Raw genomic sequence first — 22,399 nt, forward strand, 5'->3', positions numbered from 1 at the left:
TTTAATTTTGACTACGGTGGGCGAATAACTCATGAAGAAATAAAGCAACTTAAACATACATGAATGCTAAGCAAATCATTTTTTACTAGCATACAATATTCATTCCAATTCTTAGATTATGACAACTCTATTAAGATGTCTTAAAAAAATATATAATTAAATGATACCAAGTTCTTTTCCAACTTTACAAAATGTATTGTATATAAATTCGATTTGTTCATCAGTGTGTGTTGCCATAACTGTTAACCTAATTCGACTTTCACCATCTGGAACAGTAGGTGGACGAATAGCAGGTGCAAAAACCCCTTCACTCTCTATAAGTTCTGCAAATTTGGAAGCCAGACTTTCTTGACCAATAATTACAGGAATTATTGGTATAATTGAAGTTCCTTTCACTTCAAAACCGATTCCCTCTAGTTTTAAACGTAGATGTTTGCTTATGTCTAACAACCTTTTCCTAGTATTGATATCGTTTTCAATAATTTCAATTGACTTGATTGTAGCGGCTATTACCCCAGGAGAAGCAGCTGTTTGAAAAATAAAAGAACGAGAACGATTTCTTAACAGCTCAATAATTTCTTTAGACGAAACAACATACCCTCCTTCCGTTCCTATTGCTTTGCTAAATGTACCAATGGTAATATCGACATCTGTCTCAAAATAATCAGCGGTTCCTGCTCCTGATGTTCCTATAACACCCGTTGCATGAGCATCATCAACTGCAACAATTGCACCGTACTGTTTTGCTAATTTATTTATTTCTGGTAGAGGAGCAATAGTGCCATCCATACTAAATACGCCATCAGTGATTATTAATTTTTTATTATATGATTGACTTCGTTTTAATTGTTCTTCTAGGTCTTTCATATTTGCATGTTTATATACTTTCGTTTTTGCTTTACTTAATCGACACCCATCAATAATACTTGCGTGATTTAATTCATCACTTAGAATGATATCTCCTTCTTTTAACAATGAGGAAATAACTCCAATGTTAGCTAAATACCCGCTTGAATAAATTAAAGCTGCATCCTTATTTTTAAATTTTGCAATTTTATCCTCTAACTTCTCATGTAAAACAGTATTTCCAGATGTTAACCTCGAGCCACTACTTCCAACCCCAAAAGCTAACATTCCATCATAAGCAGATTGAATTAACCTCGGATCATTTGCTAATCCTAAATAATTATTTGAAGAAGCCATCGTTTTTGTTTTACCATTAACATATACTTCAGTTGAAGGCATTGAATCGATTCTTTTAAACTCACGATACAATCCCTGATTCTTAATAAGCTCAATCTCTTCTTTGCACCATTCATACTTATTCATTTCAATTAACCTCATCTCATGTAACGTTATCAAGCATTACTTGTAAAATCATAAACTTCTATCTGTTTCTCCTCAAAATTTAAAAATACAATATAATGACATAACATTCTTATTAGTCAGATAATTACAGATGGAAGGGCAGTTCCTTAAAATCTCTCACATTATTAAAGATTATATAAAATAGCAACATTTAGTTGCTAAACCTATTTCATGAAGAAAATTAGTTTTTATATAACCCACTTCTTTATATTAATAACCCCACTGACAATGCTAAAGAAAAATAAATAATGAAACGATTACACTGGATAACCTTATTTCTCTATATCCCCTTCTATATTCATAAATATTATAACAATTCGTTTAAAATAATAGAATAACTACTTTTCTATTATGATAATTTCCCCAACTTACACCTCTTAATGTTTAACATTTTTTATTGCCCCTGGCTATTTCACTATTCTCCAAAAATATTTACTTATACACCCAATCAAAACGGATTAATTGATCATATTATACTCCATATAAACTATGAAAGGAGGCGTATCTTTGAGCGCATATATTTCTAAATGCACTTGTTGTGGCAGCAATAAGGACAAGACAGCTTGTTGTGATTGTCCTATAGAAATTGATGACCGAAATGGTGATATTAACTTAGCTTGTGGTGATTCATTTACTATTTTCGGTGGAAACTTTGAAGGCCTAGTATCTGGAACTATCCGTGTACTTGAACAATCTAACTGTGGACTTTGTGTTACAATTACATCAGATTGCGAAGATCATGTATTTAAGATACCTCGTCCAAATCAACCTATATCTGATAACGTATTATCTTTTGCCTTTACAAACGTAACTGACATTACTGTTACGTGTTTAAGCGACACGGGCGGAGATTGTTTTGGGAATTATTCATATAAACTTATTGATAGATGCATAAGTACATCACTTCCTAAACAATAACCCCCTTCTATCACTTGACTAATTCTAATTAATCGCTCTTAGACGAATATGACTTCGATGAGAGCGACCTATCCTATATAAATGTTATCTACGTTTTCAGCTGCAACAAACTAAATTATTTTTAGTATCATCTTACATTTCACCTATTAGTAATTATGTCCCACTTTAAATTACAAAGTTATTTTTAATAATAATAGCTCGTTTACATATATTTTAATTTATCTTTAATTCCTTCTATATTTTCAAAGTAGCCTGATAAAACTAGTTTTTTCATTTGAAGGTCATGACTTAATACCTCTTTTGCATATCCTTCTTCCATCATAAGCATTGCATTTTCTAAACTTTTTACTTTCTCTTCTGTTGAATCTACTGCTTTTTTCATATTCTCTAGTTCATTCTTCAACAATTTTTCTTTATTCTGTTGTTGATTATTCATGTTCAACACCCCTTCACTGATTCTTTATAACTTATCACTGTTTCTATATTTTCTCGTAGGTCATAAAATAATATGTAAAACTTAACTTCTAAACAGTGAGTAACGGATTTAGATCATTTAATAGCAGGGCTTTAAACATTTAACAAAATATACCCTTACATTATAATTCGTTTTTATCGAAAAAATAATAAAAGACTTATGAAACAACTTGTACAAATATAAAATTTACTTTTTGAAAAATAATAAGATACAGTGGCTTACAAGTATTAATTATTTCCTAGTTTATGTCGGGTGATAAATGAATCAAGAGTATAGCACATTCGACTACTCACAGAACCCAATATTTGAACATAAGCTAATTGGATTACATATATTAAAGAATAAGAATAACTTCAAGTAAACAACGTTCACCTTTTGTAACATATAACCATATAAAGGCACATTCATTCTTAAAGGTTTAGTAACTTCAATTAAAAAGGGGATAATCATGCCTTCAATTATATGTGGATTTCCCATTAATATTAACAGTGTCAGCGGAATCGTTAATTTCGGTGATTCATTAAACACATCTCCTAAGATCACTTCAAAAGCTATTACAGGTTCGGGCGGAGGAAATAATGGTAATTTTGTGAATACGAACAATGGTATTAGCTTATCAAACAACTTTGATCCAGATGTCATTGATCAGCCTACAGTTGGTAATATATAAGGAAGCAGACGTCACTCGATTTAGAATCTTCTTCCTTATATGATTCTTCATAACTACATACTTGATTATATTTGAGAATTTTTATAAGGACTTATATTATCCTTTTTTTGAATGTTATATGTATTGTGTATAAAAGTTTCCATCAATGTTTTCATATTACTAAACTTCAGATCAATACTTACCAACAACAAAAATAACAAAGAATAGACCGCTTCTACATCAAGTATGTGGAAGCGGTCTATTCAAATTATTCTCCAACCATTTGCAGAATCATTATTAAACAGTCGCTGCTATGTCTCTCTTAGCAAGAGATATCAAAATTTCAAACTATCAACTTATTTTATTTGGCTACCTTATGTTAATTATTGATGAGTATTAAGTCACGACGACAAAACAACATATTATTCTCTTTTTAATGACAATGTCGATAACCAATTATATAAATATATAGAGACGATTAGTGAAAATACCCCTAGTGAATGACCTGTGATGACATCAGTGGGATAATGTGCTGACAAAACTATACGACTAAAACCAATTGTTAAAGCCAGACAGATTCCAATTAACCCTACAATGTATTTTGCTTTTATTGATTTAATATTTACTACTAATAAGTACGTAGCGAGTCCATAAGCTAACAATCCCGTCATAGCATGTCCACTTGGAAAGCTATGGCCAATAGCATCTATAGCCGGATCAATTAAAGGTCGTTCCCTTTGAAAATAATCTTTTAGTAATTTGTTGAACTCATTTTGAAGAATAACCGTTGTGATTAGAAGAATTGTTCCTTTCAGATCACGATACCTCCAAATTAACCATGCAGTCATCAATACAAGTAGTGATATTACACCTGGCTTGTTACCTAGCCATGTAATTTTGGCAAACATAAAGTATAACAATGATTGTTTATCTTCTATAACAAATATATTTCTAATTGCCGTGTCAAACGCAACTTCTTCGGATTGCTGTATAACAGAAGCAACAATCATGAATATTGCAAGTGAAATCATACATAACGCAAAATAACCGAAATGATGAAGAACTTGTCGTTTATTTTTTACCGTTGTCTGTGTATTCATTTCCATATTTATTCATCCACTCCTTTTTGCCTTAATAAATGAATTGCTTTGTTTGGATAATCCGTCATTATTCCGTCAGCACCTTGTTCAAGTAAAAACTCCATCATATCTGTATCATTAATTGTCCAGTATTGTACGGCTATGTTTCTTTCATGAGCTGAGTCTATTAATCTTTTTGTAGTTAGATCAAATATACTTGAGTGAGTAGGTAGTTGCATTGCTTTTTCCTTCAAAGGATAGATATTTCCTAAAAATAACTCGTTTAAAATGACAAAATTTTTAGTAGTTTTACTTGCTGTACTAATTGCTACCCTACCATTAGTTATATCATAAAAATAATTCGCAATTTCGTCATAAAATGAGCTGACTATCACTTTGTTTTCCATATTATAATGGTTAATAATATCAGCAAACTTATCTGCTAACTCTGTATCATTTTCTTTTAATTCGATTACCATAGGCATATGGTCGAACGATTCAAGCACTTCTGTTAATAGAGGAATTGTAATCCCCTTCCCTCTATATGGGTATGAGCCATCAGGTCCTACAAACTGATAACCTGCATCAAATGATTTCAGTTTTTCTATCGTATAGTCTGACACGTTACCTTTTCCGTTAGTCGTCCGATCAATTGATTCGTCGTGAATGACAATCACTTGTCCGTCTTTCGAAAGCCTGACATCAAACTCCAATATATCTACACCTAATGACTCAGAAAGTGTAAACGCTTCCAGTGTATTTTCAGGAGCGATTCCTGCCCCCCCTCGATGTGCAATTATATCAGGAGAGCTACTACCAATACGTATAAAGTCATTATCGTCGTGCTTTTTAACTGGAATAAAATTGATAATAATAAATAACAAAATGAAAGAGATAAGACCTATTAATATACTTTTTGTAAACTTTGTCCTCTTTTTTCCCTTTTGTACCACAACCTCCACATCGTTTCCCCCTTGTTAATGTATGTATCATAGCAATCATATGAAGATACTCATAAAATCATGATTCTTCTATAGAACATGCTATGTGAAACAACTCCACAAGTATTTTACACGATTAATATTAATTTTATATGAATTCTATATTAATATAAAAGATACCTCCTAAATAAGATAAGTAAGTTAGTTACTGTAAAAAACATCTGTACAGTAAAATCATGAAAATTAACTAGTAAATAGAAATATTGTTAAAGTATGTTTGGAAATGACTAATGTATTAAAGTCAATACTTGGAGCTATTATCTAAAATATAAACATTGTTTTTTTATCTAACTGATGAGGATTGGACTAGTTGATCGTAAAAATATAAAAAATTAACTGTTTTTTTTGATTGTAATGATTAAATTGATAGAATTTTCAGTTTTATTTATTTATAACTATCTTAAAATTGATCTATCCATTATCTGCACACGCTTACCTTCTTTGTTTCTATATTATTATGTTCTTCACCTCCCTACCTCTAATTCCTATCTACTGAAATTTCCATTCATCAACTCAATTATTATTTAAAAATCTTTACAATCAATTAAACTCCAATTTTTATATCAGTTAATTTATCTATACAAGCATTCTTGCTTTTGAATACTTTATATTGGCAGCAAACTCACTTCCTAAAGTTGTTACCTTTATGTGGAGAAGTTGATGAGTTTTAAAGTGAGCGGCTTTTATATTAAAGAATGAAGTGAGATATGTCAAAGAAAATGAAAGAGGACGTGTAGTTTAACAAAAACCCATTTTTTATTCTTTTCATTAAATTAGGGAAAGAACGAAAGTCCATCCCTAAAATAAAATTAAAATAATGGAGGTGCACTAATTGCTATAACTGTTTTTCCATCGTTTCTAATTAATTCAAGATCAAATTTATTTGTAACTGTATCAAAGTCCAGACCTACTCTAATTATAACTATTTCATATAACTCATTTCCTATATCTTTTATCTTAATGAAAATAGGAGAATCAATTTGAACAGCATAGAAAGGAGTAGTAACTTTTACAATAAATAAACTTGGCTTTGAGATACTTATTTTTATTTCATTAAGGCTAACTTTTTCAACTAGAAATTCATGTTCCTCCATTTTTTACACCTTAAAAACTATAGATGCTAATCTAGTAGGAGCCTGTTCTGAAACTCCATTAAGAATACGAGAAACTAATATTTCACCTGCAATAGACTGTGTTTCCAATGCACCTTCAGCATCAACAAACTCTGTTAAGACATTAAATTGAGTCTCGGCTACACCCTCTTCTACTGAAACAGCTATTACAGGAGTGACCAAAGTTTCATGTGATTGCGTCTCAATATCATACAATGGAACACTAAGATTTTGTAATAAGTTCTCATCATCTAATCTAACTCTCAACTGATTATTTTCAAGTGCCATTAAACCTTTCTCCTTTCATAAAAATTCCCATCGTTATTAAACTAAATGGTAATATATTCTATTCACTCAATATGTAATTGATTGGACAACTTTACTGGTTTCAATGCCTTTTTTCTAATATATGAAATTATAATTATTGAAAATTACTACTTGGTTTATGAGTATATTTGTTTTGTTACATAACGATATAGAGGGTGATAGTTAGCTAGTTTTTTTAAAATGTAATTTCATGTATTTGGAATATAATGTTATCATGAATGTAAATAAATCGTAACGAGGAGCATTATAGTGAAAATTAATGTGTTTTTTCTCAGTTTTTATTATTGTATACATATTGATTTAACCAAAATAGAAAACAAAACAATCTAGTGAAGATTCAGCGAATAAAGAAAGCATGGTTTATAAAGTTTAAATACCTATTATTACCTTTGCTATTGTATGAAGCACTATCCAATACTTATCTAATCAAAAAAGAAGATATCAAAACCTTTGGTGGTCATTGGAAATAGTATTTTTTCATCATCAATAAAATCTGTTCTAACTCTTTAAATCTTCCTATTAGTATTCTTGTACACATTTTTCACTAAAATTCTATGTTTAGCTTAAAATTATGATTTAAATCTATGTTCTTAATACCTTCACTCATCACTTTCATATCCTTTTATTTCTTGTATTGAATTTCATGAGTCATAGAATATTAATTTAATTATTAGATGAAAGGTTAGATTACCGTGAAGTTATTTCAACGAACACCAATGTTCTTTATATTCACAGCTATATCAATTACTGGTTCTGCATTTTATTCAATCTTTAAAGCATTTGAGAATTACGGAAAGCCGTTATCTGCTTACGCAGATCCACTTTGGTTCTATATCTTTATGTTTTTATTTATAACAGTAAAAACATCGTTAATTTGGGTAACGATCACGAATATAACGTACTATGTAATAAAACGCTTAATTCAAATAGTTTTCAATTTGATTTTCTGACTTTTACTTTTAAGATTATACTGTTATTGCTAATTCTTATCGTATTAAAAAGTTCTATGATAAAAATGAACTTGTTTATGATTTTTTATTAAACCAAGTCCATAAAATTAATTATAACTGTTCCATCTTTATATTTTTATCTTTAAAATATATTTGAATATTTGCACCTGACGAAAATAATACTTCAAAGCTTATAGTTTCATCATCAACTGACAAGAACTCTTCTTGAAGCCAAGAATCTGTAGTTGGTGCGAATATCCTATACGAATTTTGATATAAATGTTTAAATTTGAAAGTTTGAATGTCGTCAAAAGAAAGTTTCCATAGTTTCCGTTCATCTGTAAGAATTAAATCAATGTTTGTATTGAATAAACTAATATGATCGATAGTCAATTTTTCTAACTCGTAATCATGGAAACCAAATTTTATAAATCGATTGTAAATATGAGTAGGTAATCTATTTATTAAATTTTTATAAGATTTCCAATATAAGCTACCATTATCATTCCATTGTTGCTCGGCTTCTTCAATAATTTCTCTATTTAAACCGCCATGATTCATTGTTGAAATTAAATCGTAAGTGAAATATTTCATTATGTCTCATACTCCTTAAATTGAAGATTAATTAATAACTATGATCAATCAACACATCATCTGCTATAAGTAGTAACTCACTCATGTCATCGAATAAAACACGTAATTCAAATCCGTTTTCCACAGGATACAGCTCATTATAAAGCCAGTATCTCCCTAATAAATTGTCAGGAATAGATAGTTTATGAGTATCGATGAAGGTAAATTTCAAATCACGATCATTGAATGTCATTTCAAAATTCGAATTATTTCTATTAAACTCTAAAACCCTTGAGTCGTGCATTCTGATTTCATGAATTTTCCGAGCATTTGTTGGTATCAAGCTTTTTATTGATTCAAAATGGCTGTTATACTCTGTAAAGACATCATCTATTTTTTCTCTTGTATCTCTCAACCAACCTTCTATCATCATTTTAAGCTCAGGTGATGGATATGTAGAATTTAGTGTCCCATTAATAATATATGGATGAAATGACTTAGGAAGATATTTCAGCAAATCCTCTTTTCGTATATCTAACTCTTCCCGACAATCTTCTATATAATCACTTTCACTGCCGAACCCCAATTTATATTCTTCCCATTCTTCAATTGTTTCAGGAAAAATAAAGAAACCCATTAATGTCATTTCGTTATACCATTCTCTTGTGAAATACTTCAAATTATCATTTCTCTCCTAACAATTTCAACTATGCAATTTCCTTCTTTATAATCTAATTTAACTCTGTTCTCCAATAACCTTAATTTATTGATGTTATACGATTTTATTGCTCAGACTAACTTCTTTGTCATTTATATCATCTCATTAATGTTGTTAAAGTTAATAAAGTCAGCGTAAGCTTAGGACTAGTAATGTAAAATATTTCATCAATAGATTCTAATAATTCTAATTGTCCTAAATTTTACTTCAAATTCATAATGAAGCCTAGTAACTTTTTTATATTTGACTTTATCTTCAAAAATTTCTTGGACTTTTTTCTCGAACAACTTTATGTCTTTTTTATCATGTACATCTAACGCGACTCTCACTAAAATTTTTTGGGTCACTATTTTTTTCTTTAATTCTTCCATTCAATTTATCATTCTTTATTTCTTCTATTTTACTTGGGTTTAATTTGATTGACGTATTTATTTCAATCTTAAAATCACTAGATACTTGACCTTGATAAATTGATTTCACTTTGATTCTTTCATGATGGGCATTTAATGAATTTGTTAAATCATGCTTTGTACATGAAAGGGTTAATAATTTAACAAGTATCATCAATATACTCTGTCCTTTTAATATAGCTAAACCTCACCTTATTCTTCCAGTTTAATTTCACTATATAAAAGTGTATTTAACTATTTTTTTAATTTTTTCTTAAATCCTGTATACAACTCTTAATTTTCATTTTTTCAATCAATATTTACATTAATGAACAAATACAATCTTACACATAAACAATCTACAATCGTTATTCCGAAGATTGGTTCTAGCTCACCTACCATTAATTTTTCAAAAATAAAACCATGATTTCATCACAATATTACTTGAAATGGTCCGTTGTTAAATGATGATTAATAGGACATAGTTGAATACAAAAATTTAAAATATTGTAATATTTTATAAAAATATGTTATTATTCACCTATATAAATGATGTGAATTATACTGTTGAAAAGACTGACTCTTATGTTTTCATTAGCTATAGCAATTGCTAACTTAACACCTAAAGATGGTAAATACATAGACGAAGTTTGGTGTACTTATAGCTTCCCTTTTTCACCACATGAAACAAAATACTCTGATTGGATTTAGAGTAATTAGTAAAAAAGATGATCTAAGTAATCTATGGAGATCATCTTTTTAATATTTAGATAGTTATAGATAATGTAATTGTCAATAAAATAATGCTTCTATCACTAATGAAAATAAAAGACTGATGAAAAGAATATTATTTTCATCATCAGTCCCTCTGTCCTTCAAACAAACATATGAAATATATATTCAAAATGGACTTTCTAATAAAAAGGTTGTGATCTCTTGCCATGATCATCGTGTGAAGCATTCGTCATTAGAAAAAAATGTGACTAGATAAGGAGTTTAATCTTCATGCAAAGTAAATTTGTTCAGAAATGGGGAAGAACAAGAGAATTCGGTAAACAAAAGTATATGGTTCAAAAAGTTCCTGTTGTTTTTATAATAACTACTATTCTTGCTTTTTTATTAAATGAACCTTATTTAACTTCTCATTCAAGTATCGGTGAATGGATTTTTATTATATCTTGGTATCTACTTGCCTCTTTTTTCATCTCCTCCTTTTTATGTAATTTAAAATGGAAAATAAACAAAAAAATTCCTCTCTTTTAAAAAATAACAAATGTTTACTTTTGAAAGTGCAAGACAGATGTGCCTATCTCTCAACTGCTTATAAGAGATATGTTCTCTTATGTGCTTATACAAAGGTTTATCAGTTAAAAGTTAAAGAGTGCAGTTTTAATCAAAATTTATGAAACCAAATCTATTAGAATACGTTAATTTAGTAGAATTTGTATTGAGGGAGTTCATAATGACTAAATTTTTATTGCATATAGAAGGATTGTTCGTATTACTTATATCGGTGTATTTTTATGGCCAAATTGACGGAAGTTGGTGGATATTCTTCCTTTGTTTACTTATTCCAGATATCTCTATGTTGGGTTACATGATTAACAATGCAATAGGTTCAACTATTTATAATATTGTGCATTCTTACGTTATTCCATTAACACTCATTATTTTTAGTGTTAATTTACAGCAAGACTTAATGTTGACATTAAGTCTTATTTGGATCGCACACATCGGAATGGATAGGACGGTAGGCTATGGTCTAAAGTATCCTAGCAACCCTAAAAATACGCACTTGCAAAAAGCCTAAGTACGAATTGCGTTATAATAAAAAGCATAGTTGATATTGAAGATGAATAAGGGAACTCAGTCAAAATGAGATTCCCTAATTGTTTCAATAATCACCTCTAATATATTGCTTTCCTTTATGTTATATAGTTTCAATAAACACAACCATCTCTAATAGTGTGCAAAGGAAATACTAACATTGCTTGCGGTGTTATATAAGCGATGCTTCTATGTTTACTTATTCTGTTATTCCATGCTTCGATAAATTCAAAGATAGCGATATTGGCAGCTTAATAGTCTAGTATTACACATGATTGACTTCTTCTTTCTCTTTCTCCTCGTCTGGTGAAGGCTTTAATTCATTTGGATCATGTGGTTGGACTGGTCTACCTGCCATTACTGGCTTACCACTACTGTCTCGCTTACCATTTTCAAGCACATTGTAAATAAATTGAACAGCTTCAGCACGTGTTAAAGTATCTTCCCCACCAAAGTTATCAATGGTGATTTTATTTACACCTTTCCCCTTTGCCAAACCTTCTGCTAAAAGGTAATGAATAGCATTTCTACCGTTATAGTTGACCCTAAATATTTGCCTGAAGACATTCATAATAAAGAAGCAATTAATACAAAGGATTTATTCCTTTATTAAATTAGACTGATAATATAGTGTCAATTTTTATAAAGCCTTCATACTGATGATAAAAGAAGGGGGTATTTAATTTTTGCCTTGCTAATTTAAACAAAGCTCACTTCTCTTATTTCACTTCTTCATAATAAGGTAATTTGTTCGATTTTCCGAAAACTATTAACAGCAAAATCCCAAGCAACATATTCCCTCTTAATAGAACAATTTATTAACGACATATTAATTTCCCGCTTATATCACTTATTCAATTTAATGCCCATAGGTAAGTTGGTTCTAGATGTATTACGAATATACTGAGTACCTCTTTCTCTGTTACTAACACCTTAACCTTTATATTGTTGGTGACCATAGATGATTCTGTTCCAAATAAACTTTCTGAAATCCACTCTTCATCTTTTGTTTCTTGAACGAATAGATAAAATAAATCCACTAATTCATCAGAAGAGTATTCTTTCTCATTGTAAGTAAAGACCGTTTTAAAGTAATAACAGATATCGTTAAAACTCTTGTCCAATTGTACGGTAATTATGATTTTTATATATCACCATAAATCCTTCAGCGCTCTTGTAATAGCATTGGAAGAAGCCAATAGAGTGTACAACAAGTGTACGTATCCACTCCTTAAATTCCTTCCGTTCTCGCTTCAGTCAGACATTTACCGTGGACATTTATCTCAACGATTTCTTCTTTCCTTGTAAAGAAAAAGGTTCACCCCTTACATTCCAGAAGGTACTCCCTGCTACCAAGCCAACATAAGATGAAATCGGTAGTACAAACAAAAATATGAGGTGATAAACAATACCCTTTGTTGTCTGTCACTATCAAACGCCATTATTTTTTCCAAAACCTTGTTTATTTTATCTATTGAATAAATTTATATTAAATTGGTTATTTTCCCTTCGATTATTGCCCTGATTATCTGGATCATTTTTTCAGTGATTACACTCTTCTTATTATCAAGTTGAATGCAAATGTTTGAATGCAAAAACATCACTGCCAAGATCATTGTTTGGATTGTAGTATATGAACATCAATTTATAGGAGGTGAAGAGTTGAAAACGTCCAAAGACAAATTTATAGGAACGGCTACACTTCTTACGTTTGTCGGGGTGCTTTTAATAGGTGTTGTAAGTGTCATTATCTTGTCTGGAATTATATTCTTAAACGAAAAATTCATCATAGTGCCTGATGATGAACCCACAATTCAAAATGCAGTCACTGCGGCTGATCCTGGAGATATTATATTAGTCAAATCCAAAGGCGTGCCGTACGAGGAAAACATCGTCATTAATAAAGAAAAGATCAAGTTGATTGGGATAAGGAAAGAGAAACCTGTAATAGATGGAACAAATGATCCAGGTGTTGGTATAAGGATTACAAACACTTCTAGTGTTCTGGTGAAAAATTTTATTGTGCAAAACTTTAATGAAGAGGGGGTATTATTAGACAATTCAAATTACAATATGATTAAAAGTATTTCCGTTATTGGAAATGGTGATGATGGTATTGACCTAGATGATTCAAATAATAATATGATTATAAGTAATACCGTTATGGGGAATGTGAATGATGGCATAGACTTAGATGATTCAAATAGCAACATGATTATAGGGAATGTCGTTCATGACAATAGTGGGACTATTAATAGTGATGGTATTGATTTAGACGATTCAGATAACAACATGATTACAGGGAACACCTTTAATGATAATGGTGGTGATGGTATTGACTTAGAAGATAGTTCAACTAGTAATGTGATTATAAGCAATGCCACTAATGATAATGAGGAACGAGGCATTCACTTATTCTCTTCAAATAGCAATATAATAAAAGGCAATAAATCTAATGGTAATGGTCGTGACGGTATTTTATTAAGAGTCAATTCAAATAGCAACATGGTTAAAGGCAATAGCCTTATCAATAATACTGATGACGGAATTATCTTAGATGCTAGCTCTAACGACAACGATGTGTTCTTTAATCGTGCGTTCGGTAATGGAGATGAGGTTCTTACTTTCGATATTAAAAATCTAAACATCACACCTCCTCTAAATACTTTCAAAGGGAACAAATGTAATACGAGTGACCCTATAGGTATATGTAATTGATTACTTTTAGCATCCTTCGGGGTGTTTTTTTGCTAGTGGCATGGTTCTAATAAAATTTAGTCTTACTCAAATTAAAAAGACACACTATTCGCAAAAGCGTTAGTGTGTCCAGTATAATTGTTTCATTACATACTATCTAATTAATAAACTTCTAAATTGACATAATTAAAACCATGATTTTATATAAAAAGATTAATATGAAGTAAAATCTTATTTATAAGGGTATTAACAAAATTTTAAACAAACTAGTTTTTGTCTTCAATAACAATTGTTCCAGCTAAAAAATCATGGATCGCACGACGATCTTGTCTCATAATTACCATGAAACAGCTTACAAAAGACAGGATGCCAAATGATATTAAATATATAAAACCTCCACCTAACTGTCTTACAATCATAGTTTTCACTGAAACCTTCTCACCATTCAATTTAACTATTCTCATACCGGTAAGTCTTTTTCCAATTAAGAATCCATTCCAAATTACAGGAAGTGCTATCAAATATAGATTTGTTAGAATAAAATTTAAAATATAAAATGAATCTGACTTACTAAAAACCAGCCACAAAGGTAGTGTAATAATAGATAATATAAAGACGGTATCTATAGTAGCTGCAAAAAATCTAAAAAAATAATCTGCTGGTCTTTGTTTCAAAATAACACATCCTTCAATAAGTATTACTAATTACTAATTACTAATTACTAATTACTCAATCATTCAACAATAATAAAACAGGTATTAGTTCATTCTAATAATTTTTTCTATACTCAACAATGTGGTTTGGCAAACTTAAACAGACTTCCTAAGTTAATTATATAACAGGGAAGTCTGTTTGAATTATAAATTCAACATTACCAAAACATGCTAATTATCTAGTTTAAAATTTAAAATATTTATATACTACTTTATTCCGAAATTTTATTTTTTTGTTATTGTGTGTACAAGAGTTTCATAATCGCTTTCAATGCCTACTACTAATAAGCTTATCCCACCAGTATCCATATTTAATGAATAAGCTGCTCTTGCAGAAGCTTTTAATGCATCCTCTTCCCCCTTGTTTAATGGATATGAAAAATGGATATATGCTCCTACACCTCTAGCCTCAGCATATTTTTCTGCAATATTCGATTTTGTATTCCAAATTCCGTTATAATACAGATCTGCATCTGTGTATACAATATTTGGTAGAAAACTTAGACCCCTAATCATTCAAAAAAACCACCTAAATGCTGATAGGAAGAGGTGGGTTATTTCAATTAGTTAAGTTTATCGCAAACTATCTTATCTCCGTCACGATCTAAACCATGCGGATCCTTTCCTTCTAATCCACCTGCAGCTTCAAAGAACGCTTGTGCTTCTGTACGTGTTTCAAAATCACTACAATTTCGGTCTTCGCCAAATGGCTGTTGGGTTTCCTCACCGATGTTGCGGTTAACTACAAAAAGTACACGAGTCCCATCTTCATAGAAGGTCTATGGATTTGTATTTATTAGTTAGATAAAACCATGGCCACTGTCAATCCATATCCTCATCATATAGAATTTCTTGAATTGGTTGTAGCTTGGAGAAAAGGGTTAAGGTGTCGGCTCATAACCTATATAGTGTGAATGAAATTACCTTAATTTACTTGTTTCTAAAATTTTTTATTATTCTTTTAACAGCACTTCTTGGAGAACTATAGTCAACTATCATTTCAGCAATATCTAATGCTGAATTGTCATTCCCCACATCTTTTTTACTGCTTAATTTATATGATGAACTTTGTTTTTTATTTTGCCCTTTTTTGTTTGCGAATGGAAAACTATAGTAAGAATCTTTTTGAGAATACAATACCCTTCTGTTATCTTTGTAAAAAGAATAATGTTCTTTGATGTAGTTTTCTCACTCGTTTAGATAGTCAATAAGAAATACTATTTAAATATCTCTGTCATTTTCAAAAACTTCATCAAAGTAACGATAGAAATTTTTCCATTTAGTAATGGGCTTTTTTGTTTTATATGAATTTTTATATAAAGGTTCTACAAGCTCAAATCTTCTATTTTTAGTTCTGTGTGTACTTACTAAAGATTTGTATTTTTCCTTTTTAGTAGAAAATCACGGCTTATTCTTTTTTATAAAATATATTAATTCCTTAAACTCTTGAACATCTAAAAGACTACTACTATTCAAAAAATAACCTCCTCTATTAACCGAACTCATTACACAACCTTGAACAATGATTACTATATTTTACAACAATATACCTAAATTTCAGTCTATTGGACTATTTATTATTTACGAAAAAAATTCTAAGTCTTATACTGATACACAGGGATATTATTAGTAATTATTTGAAGGCAGGGAATTTATATGAAATATATTAAAAGCTTATCTCTATTATTCACCGTTATGTTTATACTTCTGTTTACTTTTCACATTAGTCCAACTCATGCAGCTTTTTCAGATGTTGAAGGGCATTGGGCTGAAAGTGATATAAAACAATTGGTTAATGAAGGGTTGTTGTTTGGTGGTTACGAAGATGGATCTTTTAATCCAAATGGACAGATAACAAGAGCCGAATTTGTCACAGTTCTTTCACGTATACTTGAGTTGGAAGGAGCAAACAATCCATTTCAGGACAAGGAATCCGCAAAATGGGCAAATGACATGATCGGTGGTGCTGTTAAAACTGGGGTGATTGATACAAGTGACTTTGGAAACAAATTCGAGCCTAACAAACCGATTACAAGACAAGAGATGTCGAAGATGATTGCTCTAGCTTTAGGAAAAGAAAATGAGCAGTTTTCATTTAGCTTGGATGTATTGAATGAACGTGTACTATTACCATTTACAGATTATAACGAAATTGATAAAAAGGATATCCCATATATCGCTTTAGCTAATGGAACGGGGATTATAAGTGGTTATCCTGATGATTCGTTCGGTTTAGAAAAACAAGCAATAAGAGCTGAAGCTACGGTTATGTTTCATCGTTTTATGCATGTCATGAACACTGAAATAAACGATCATTACGCATTAAAACAATATGTTGAGATTGCACAAAATGGTCATAATCTTAATAACTTTGCAGAGGGACGAACGTTTAAGTCGCTGGATGACATTCAAACAACGTTTGATACAGGGGCGTTTACAACAACTATTAAAAGCATGATTGTTTATGACTTAGATAATCCAAATGACCCTTATCGTAAGATGTTTAATGAATACGAGACGGAAGATATTCACGGGGATATGAGAGAAAAGTTAAAAAAGAAAGATCGTTTGCCAGTAGCCATACAATTTGATGTTAAACAAGCAGTTAAATATAAAGATTGGGAAACGGACGTTGGTGTGCGTTTTGGAAATTTTATAGGAAATCCAACAGATGAATTAGCACGAAAGTTTGGATACAAAACACTTACGCGTGATTTTATTGATAAGTCTGATCCAGAAGACAGAGGATTATTACATGTTGAACAAATTGATAATATCTATCTGATCTTCGGGTTTTATCCAAAACAATCTAACAATGTCTCTAATGATAGAATTTTCTACTTAAGTAAAGAAGCAAATTCGGATGGTTCAGTAGATTATCTTCAATACTCTTGGTTAAAAGAAAATATGTCTTATTAATGAATTTAAACATTAACCCCGTATAAAAATTATACGGGGATTTGTTCTAGTTGCTTTTATCTATCTACTCTTAAAATCAACCATAATAAAAGTTATCTTTTATTCAATACATTATCTACTGCTTATTATTCTAAATATCCCAACCAATATAAGTTATGTCATACTTCTTTGCAACCAATGCCATGAGATGAGTTTGAATGGATACTTGATATTGGTATAATTGACAAGGTTTCCTACAAGTAATCAATTGTTTTGATTTTTCATTTACTTTATTAACTAATACGTCATACCCCATTGACGTTAAATGAGTTTTAACGATACTAACTGATTCTTTATTTACCTCAAACATATGTACTGGTTTATGTGGAAACTCCGGTTCAATATTATTTTTGGTTTCCAAATCCTCTAACAGCTTTTCATCTCTCTGTTCTCTTGAATTTTTTTCTAAATTTGTTTCTTCAATATCAATTAATCCTTTTCCAAAATATTCATCAATTTCTTTTCTATCATAGTCTAGTATCCATTCACTATACTGGTCATAAACAGGTCGTATTTCTTCGATGTCGTTAGCAAACAAGTCCAACCCTCTATCGTCATACATATGAAAGATTGTGTTCGTACTGGTATTTATAATGTAACAACTCTGAGATACATAGGGCTGCTTTACAAAATCATTATGAGAAATAGCTCTTAGTAAATTTTGAATTTTTAATTGAGAAACTTTGCATTGAACTATATAAGAATATGATTTCCATTCTTCTCTTAAATCATGATCGTTCGATACATTTGTAATCATATGAAGCCTATTAACAAGAGTTTTATCTTTTAAATAGCGTTCAAATACCTTAGTCTTCTTATATTGATTCTTTTTATTGAAAGCAACATAATCAACAACTAATAACAGAATTTCATCTTCTTTCGAATGAGTTGTTTCAAACAATGTAATTGCTTTCTGTAAAGCTGTATCAATGTATTTATCCTGATTTACTCTCCATTCGCCAGGTATTCCTAACTCAAATCGCAACCAGGGGAGGTTTTTTTGAATTCTGAAAGGGAACTTCAGTATACTTGGAAATTGATTATCCATATATTCTATGTATTTTTCTTTTGAGTTCATGTCCATAGATATCTCCATATTATTGAGGATACTCCCATTCGTTCTGTATTCTTAAACAATAAAATTTTACACTAATCTTATAACAAATAAAACATACATTTTAATAATAGGCTCTGTTATATTAAAATGTTGAAAATTTATAAAATTAATGGGAAACCTAATCTGTAAGGGTTTCCCATTGTTATTACGAAACATAATATATTTACTTTATTAGAACATTTTTTAGATTTTGTGAATGCTCTTTTTCTAAAGTACCGTATCTTTCTTTTTCATTGTTACTAATAATTGTAACAGTTTCATTTTCATTAAACCAAATTCTATATTCATAAAGTCTTTCAGGCATATTTTCATCAAAAGTGTAGAATAAGGTAACTACTATATCTTCTTTTCTCACCATTTTAACTTTTATATTGGACTCCCAATTCACATTTTCAAAAGAATTTCTTAGCAAATCAATCTTTTCTTGTTCTGTAATCATAATAATAGCATCTTCGTAGTTTCCTTCTTGATTAACCTTTTTAACATCAACTCTTGTTAATTGTTCTTTCTGTCCAGAACAGGCTACAAGTAAAATTCCTAAAACTAATAGAAAAATTATACTTATAATTCCCCTGATTTTTTACACCACCTTATATTTAGACAATTACTATGTAAATAGTTGCTCCACCTTTATGTGTTTTGAGCTCAACATCTCTCTTATTTAAAATACATTGCACCTTATCTACTGATATTACAACTCATCTTCTATTTGCCAATTTCTATCCACATCAGCCATGCTTCATTCTCTCTGTTCAGCTTCATTTAATAAAATACTTGTTTTATTGCTCAATAAACTCACAATTATTTCTACAATAGATACTCACTTAAATTATAGTTTTTCTGTCAATACTATAATCATAGTGATGATTACTATTAACAAACCATAAATATCAATGAATTTATTACCTACCTCTTTGTCAAAATTTATTTTACTTAGAATTTTTTCACTTAAACTATAAATTGCTGAAATTATAAAAAAAGCATAAAAATTCCAAAGTTCTGTAAACACCAAAGTTAAAATTAGACTACTAAACACTATAGCCCTAAAAAATGGTAATCTTATAATATTCATTATTAACATTCTCCAAATTAATCAATATTTTATTGCACAAATATAGCTCAGAGTTATCTTTTCAAGTTCTTTATACTAGGTTTTGTTAAGTTTACCTCCAAAGTAATTTTCCTTCCTTTACTTCGATATCTCAATTTTAAGGTTCAAGTTTATCTTCAAGATCAAAAGGTGTACACCTTGCTCAAAAAAGCGAGCTTAGCTCGCTTCCCTTATTTCACTGCCTCATATGTAGTAATTGGATATATTTCATCAAACACATAAGCTGAAACATCCCAAGTTACAATTCTTGGATTCCAGCCAGCGTTTACGATTTGCACATCTATATCACGTTTATACCATTTTCCAAGACTAATGCCATCAGGTACGTTTGTTCCAGATAAATATCGAATATATTGTGTACCTCTAACTCTATCACCAACATCACGTCCTATTTGTTTGCGATGAACCATCGATACGTTCGATACAAATATACTTAATTCGTTTTTCATCTTTCGTTCCTTTTACAAACCTTTCAAACATTTTTGGTAAATCTTCAGCGTAATAATAGTCACCTTCATAAATGAAATTTATCTTGTAGTAGTATTGGATTTGATTTATAAAATCATTTCCAATCGTTCTGTAATCTCTATTGAAATATGTTTCCATAAATCCCAACACAGGATTAAGGCGGTATTCTGTAACTATTTCTCTATTGTCACTCATCTTTGTTGGATAAAGAACTTGGTGATTAGATTCAGCTAAAGTTTCAAATAAATCATGTTCAATTGGATAAGCATTTAAACGTTTTAAATCGGCTTCTCTGTCAATCCACTCTTCCATCTCTTCTTTTGTGTAATCATGAATTGATTTCACTTCCTTTTGAGTTTCCGCAACAACCACATTTACGCCTGTACCCAAGACAGTTTGTCCTATACTTACAGCTAACACTATGGCTCCAATAATTAAACTTTTTTTCATATAATTACCCTCCGTGTATTTGAGTAGAGATTATTCTTGATAGATAAAGCAAGCTTAATAGCCTTATCTCACTTTACTTCTTCATAGGAGGTAATTTGTTTAATCTCTTTAAATCCATTTGTAGCAAATTCCCAAGTGATATTATCATCAAACGAACCATTTACCAATACAACATCAATATCTCTTTTATACCATTTGTTTAATTCCACACCTTTTGGCAAATTACTTCCTGATGTGTAACGAATGTATTGTGTCCCTCTAACTTTATAGTAATTCCTTACTCCTGTTTTGCTTTGATGAAGTAATGAAGGATCTGATACAAATTGGCTTTCTGAAATCCTCTTTTCATTTTTTGTTTCTTTAACAAATAAATCAAATAAATCTACCAACTCATCATAATCGTATTGTTTACCTTTATAAGTAAATCTAGTTTTGAAATAATAACGAAGCTCATTGATGTACTCCTGTCCAATTGTTCGATAATCACGATTTTCATATATCTCTATAAAACCGGTAACACTTTTAAAGTAATTTTCATTTAAGTATTCAAAACTCGACTGGCTCAACAAAAATGCATAAGATTCTGCTAAATTGGCATCATAATCACTTACAATCGGATGTTTTCGCAAACGCTCTAAATCCGCTTCCTTATCAATGTAATTCTCTAACTCTGCTTTAGAGAACTGATGAAGATTTGGTTCACCTTTAAATTTCTCCAATAACTCACTTAAAACAGGCTTTTTGTTCTTCGCATCTAAGTAACGCTTCAACATTACTGTTGCTTCTGCTCTAGTTGCTGAACGGTTTATCTTGAATGTCCCATCTTGATAGCCACCTACGATGCCTGAACTATTTGCTAATGCGATGTAAGGCATATCTGCTATACTCATTTCATCTTGATCACTAAATGGTAGTTTAATAGCTTCAAGTGTTCCGAAACCTTCTAGAACAGCTTTCCAAAGTAAACTTTCTTCAGCAAGCCCTCTGGCAACCATTTTACTGATCTCAAGACGTGTAATATCCTTATTTGGCTCAAAACCATTTGGATATTCACTAGTTTCAATGACACCCTCTTTAACTAAACCGTTAATTTTACCTTCAGCCCAGTGTCCTTTTACATCACTAAATGACTTCGTGTTGCTATCTACTTCCATTAATCTTGCAAGAATTTTACTAAATTGAGCTCTAGTGATTGTATCGTTTGGTCTGAACGTACCATCTGGAAACCCTCCGATTACACCTTGTTCAACCATAAACTCAATGTCACTTTGCGCCCAGTGTCCATTACTATCACTCAATTGAATATTTGCTTTTTTCGTTGCAGCCGCTACTAATGGTGTAGATTCTGAAATATCCGCTGCTTGAACAGTTTGTCCAAGGCTTAGAGTTAATAATGTAGCTCCGATTATTAAACTTTTTTCATAAAATTGCCCTCCATGGTGTTTTTTACCTAGTGGCAATTCTCTCATAAAATTTAGTTTTACTCAAATTGAAAAGAC

At 30.5% G+C, this 22,399-nt stretch carries 27 protein-coding genes; 8 read left to right on the forward strand and 19 right to left on the reverse strand.

Annotation, left to right across the window (positions count from 1 at the left end):
- Nucleotides 1-156: 156 nt before the first annotated feature.
- The gene (gene bioF, locus BFG57_RS02295; protein WP_069715850.1) at nt 157-1,329 is read right to left on the reverse strand and encodes an 8-amino-7-oxononanoate synthase; all 1,173 of its coding nucleotides are present in this window, start codon (nt 1,327-1,329) and stop codon (nt 157-159) included.
- Nucleotides 1,330-1,875: 546 nt separating this feature from the next.
- Between bioF and BFG57_RS02300 the strand changes: the two genes are divergently transcribed.
- Nucleotides 1,876-2,286, forward strand: coding sequence for an S-Ena type endospore appendage (locus BFG57_RS02300; protein ID WP_069715851.1), 411 nt, complete (start codon nt 1,876-1,878; stop codon nt 2,284-2,286).
- 202 nt (nt 2,287-2,488) lie between these two features.
- Here the strand turns inward: BFG57_RS02300 and BFG57_RS02305 are convergent, their stop codons facing one another.
- Entirely contained in the window at nt 2,489-2,722 is a 234-nt protein-coding gene (locus BFG57_RS02305) for a hypothetical protein (RefSeq protein WP_069715852.1), read from the reverse strand.
- A gap of 487 nt (nt 2,723-3,209) precedes the next feature.
- On the opposite strand from BFG57_RS02305, the gene BFG57_RS18230 reads away from it, so the two are divergent.
- The gene (locus tag BFG57_RS18230) at nt 3,210-3,431 is read left to right on the forward strand and encodes a spore germination protein (protein ID WP_083249019.1); all 222 of its coding nucleotides are present in this window, start codon (nt 3,210-3,212) and stop codon (nt 3,429-3,431) included.
- A gap of 401 nt (nt 3,432-3,832) precedes the next feature.
- Here the strand turns inward: BFG57_RS18230 and BFG57_RS02315 are convergent, their stop codons facing one another.
- The 4 genes from BFG57_RS02315 to BFG57_RS02330 all read right to left on the reverse strand — a co-directional run bounded on the left by BFG57_RS02315 (nt 3,833) and on the right by BFG57_RS02330 (nt 6,890).
- Nucleotides 3,833-4,516 carry a phosphatase PAP2 family protein gene (locus tag BFG57_RS02315; RefSeq protein ID WP_069715854.1) on the reverse strand — a complete coding sequence of 228 codons (684 nt, stop codon included), beginning with the start codon at nt 4,514-4,516 and terminating at the stop codon, nt 3,833-3,835.
- A 2-nt stretch (nt 4,517-4,518) separates the two neighbouring features.
- A complete protein-coding gene (locus BFG57_RS02320) occupies nt 4,519-5,451 on the reverse strand; it encodes a glycerophosphodiester phosphodiesterase family protein (RefSeq protein WP_069715855.1) in 933 nt (310 codons plus the stop codon).
- A gap of 848 nt (nt 5,452-6,299) precedes the next feature.
- Nucleotides 6,300-6,584 carry a hypothetical protein gene (locus BFG57_RS02325; RefSeq protein ID WP_069715856.1) on the reverse strand — a complete coding sequence of 95 codons (285 nt, stop codon included), beginning with the start codon at nt 6,582-6,584 and terminating at the stop codon, nt 6,300-6,302.
- Between the two features lie 3 nt (nt 6,585-6,587).
- Complete coding sequence (locus BFG57_RS02330; RefSeq protein ID WP_069715857.1) at nt 6,588-6,890, reverse strand: hypothetical protein; 303 nt, start codon at nt 6,888-6,890, stop codon at nt 6,588-6,590.
- A gap of 731 nt (nt 6,891-7,621) precedes the next feature.
- Between BFG57_RS02330 and BFG57_RS02335 the strand changes: the two genes are divergently transcribed.
- A complete protein-coding gene (locus BFG57_RS02335; RefSeq protein WP_069715858.1) occupies nt 7,622-7,879 on the forward strand; it encodes a hypothetical protein in 258 nt (85 codons plus the stop codon).
- Nucleotides 7,880-7,990: 111 nt separating this feature from the next.
- Here the strand turns inward: BFG57_RS02335 and BFG57_RS02340 are convergent, their stop codons facing one another.
- The 3 genes from BFG57_RS02340 to BFG57_RS18515 all read right to left on the reverse strand — a co-directional run bounded on the left by BFG57_RS02340 (nt 7,991) and on the right by BFG57_RS18515 (nt 9,734).
- Nucleotides 7,991-8,473: a hypothetical protein gene (locus tag BFG57_RS02340; RefSeq protein ID WP_069715859.1), complete on the reverse strand. Its 483-nt coding sequence runs from the start codon at nt 8,471-8,473 to the stop codon at nt 7,991-7,993.
- A gap of 31 nt (nt 8,474-8,504) precedes the next feature.
- Nucleotides 8,505-9,131, reverse strand: a complete 627-nt coding sequence (locus BFG57_RS02345; RefSeq protein ID WP_069715860.1) for a DUF4085 family protein — start codon at nt 9,129-9,131, stop codon at nt 8,505-8,507.
- Nucleotides 9,132-9,473: 342 nt separating this feature from the next.
- Complete coding sequence (locus BFG57_RS18515; protein ID WP_139125036.1) at nt 9,474-9,734, reverse strand: hypothetical protein; 261 nt, start codon at nt 9,732-9,734, stop codon at nt 9,474-9,476.
- A gap of 410 nt (nt 9,735-10,144) precedes the next feature.
- Here BFG57_RS18515 and BFG57_RS19370 point away from each other — a divergent pair, with 410 nt between their 5' ends.
- From BFG57_RS19370 to BFG57_RS02360, 3 genes are all read left to right on the forward strand, one after another.
- Entirely contained in the window at nt 10,145-10,270 is a 126-nt protein-coding gene (locus BFG57_RS19370; protein WP_281186594.1) for a hypothetical protein, read from the forward strand.
- A gap of 294 nt (nt 10,271-10,564) precedes the next feature.
- Nucleotides 10,565-10,822 (forward strand): hypothetical protein, encoded by a 258-nt coding sequence (locus BFG57_RS02355; protein WP_069715862.1) that lies wholly within the window; start codon nt 10,565-10,567, stop codon nt 10,820-10,822.
- Between the two features lie 199 nt (nt 10,823-11,021).
- The gene (locus BFG57_RS02360) at nt 11,022-11,369 is read left to right on the forward strand and encodes a DUF4260 domain-containing protein (RefSeq protein WP_069715863.1); all 348 of its coding nucleotides are present in this window, start codon (nt 11,022-11,024) and stop codon (nt 11,367-11,369) included.
- Between the two features lie 282 nt (nt 11,370-11,651).
- Here the strand turns inward: BFG57_RS02360 and BFG57_RS02365 are convergent, their stop codons facing one another.
- Nucleotides 11,652-11,957 carry a hypothetical protein gene (locus BFG57_RS02365; protein WP_139125037.1) on the reverse strand — a complete coding sequence of 102 codons (306 nt, stop codon included), beginning with the start codon at nt 11,955-11,957 and terminating at the stop codon, nt 11,652-11,654.
- 283 nt (nt 11,958-12,240) lie between these two features.
- A complete protein-coding gene (locus tag BFG57_RS02370) occupies nt 12,241-12,510 on the reverse strand; it encodes a hypothetical protein (RefSeq protein WP_069715865.1) in 270 nt (89 codons plus the stop codon).
- 538 nt (nt 12,511-13,048) lie between these two features.
- Between BFG57_RS02370 and BFG57_RS02375 the strand changes: the two genes are divergently transcribed.
- On the forward strand, nt 13,049-14,104 hold the full coding sequence (locus BFG57_RS02375) for a right-handed parallel beta-helix repeat-containing protein (RefSeq protein WP_069715866.1): 1,056 nt from the start codon (nt 13,049-13,051) through the stop codon (nt 14,102-14,104).
- Nucleotides 14,105-14,349: 245 nt separating this feature from the next.
- Here BFG57_RS02375 and BFG57_RS02380 read toward each other — a convergent pair whose 3' ends face one another.
- The 3 genes from BFG57_RS02380 to BFG57_RS19555 all read right to left on the reverse strand — a co-directional run bounded on the left by BFG57_RS02380 (nt 14,350) and on the right by BFG57_RS19555 (nt 15,527).
- Nucleotides 14,350-14,757, reverse strand: a complete 408-nt coding sequence (locus BFG57_RS02380) for an RDD family protein (protein WP_175428253.1) — start codon at nt 14,755-14,757, stop codon at nt 14,350-14,352.
- Between the two features lie 264 nt (nt 14,758-15,021).
- A complete protein-coding gene (locus tag BFG57_RS02385) occupies nt 15,022-15,312 on the reverse strand; it encodes a hypothetical protein (RefSeq protein WP_069715868.1) in 291 nt (96 codons plus the stop codon).
- A gap of 47 nt (nt 15,313-15,359) precedes the next feature.
- Complete coding sequence (locus BFG57_RS19555; protein ID WP_083249024.1) at nt 15,360-15,527, reverse strand: excalibur calcium-binding domain-containing protein; 168 nt, start codon at nt 15,525-15,527, stop codon at nt 15,360-15,362.
- 925 nt (nt 15,528-16,452) lie between these two features.
- On the opposite strand from BFG57_RS19555, the gene BFG57_RS02395 reads away from it, so the two are divergent.
- Nucleotides 16,453-17,715, forward strand: a complete 1,263-nt coding sequence (locus BFG57_RS02395; protein WP_069715870.1) for an S-layer homology domain-containing protein — start codon at nt 16,453-16,455, stop codon at nt 17,713-17,715.
- 130 nt (nt 17,716-17,845) lie between these two features.
- On the opposite strand, the gene BFG57_RS02400 is transcribed toward BFG57_RS02395, so the two are convergent.
- From BFG57_RS02400 to BFG57_RS02425, 5 genes are all read right to left on the reverse strand, one after another.
- On the reverse strand, nt 17,846-18,832 hold the full coding sequence (locus BFG57_RS02400; RefSeq protein WP_175428254.1) for a DUF3885 domain-containing protein: 987 nt from the start codon (nt 18,830-18,832) through the stop codon (nt 17,846-17,848).
- A gap of 202 nt (nt 18,833-19,034) precedes the next feature.
- Nucleotides 19,035-19,310 (reverse strand): hypothetical protein, encoded by a 276-nt coding sequence (locus BFG57_RS02405; protein ID WP_069715872.1) that lies wholly within the window; start codon nt 19,308-19,310, stop codon nt 19,035-19,037.
- 842 nt (nt 19,311-20,152) lie between these two features.
- A complete protein-coding gene (locus BFG57_RS02415) occupies nt 20,153-20,392 on the reverse strand; it encodes a hypothetical protein (RefSeq protein WP_069715874.1) in 240 nt (79 codons plus the stop codon).
- A complete protein-coding gene (locus BFG57_RS02420) occupies nt 20,364-20,900 on the reverse strand; it encodes a hypothetical protein (RefSeq protein WP_069715875.1) in 537 nt (178 codons plus the stop codon). The genes BFG57_RS02415 and BFG57_RS02420 overlap by 29 nt, the downstream gene beginning before the upstream one ends.
- A gap of 68 nt (nt 20,901-20,968) precedes the next feature.
- Nucleotides 20,969-22,369: an S-layer homology domain-containing protein gene (locus tag BFG57_RS02425; RefSeq protein ID WP_069715876.1), complete on the reverse strand. Its 1,401-nt coding sequence runs from the start codon at nt 22,367-22,369 to the stop codon at nt 20,969-20,971.
- Between the last annotated feature and the right edge of the window lie 30 nt (nt 22,370-22,399).

Origin of the sequence: Bacillus solimangrovi (assembly GCF_001742425.1) — a bacterium.
GTDB classification, from domain to species: Bacteria; Bacillota; Bacilli; order Bacillales; family Bacillaceae_N; genus Bacillus_AV; species Bacillus_AV solimangrovi.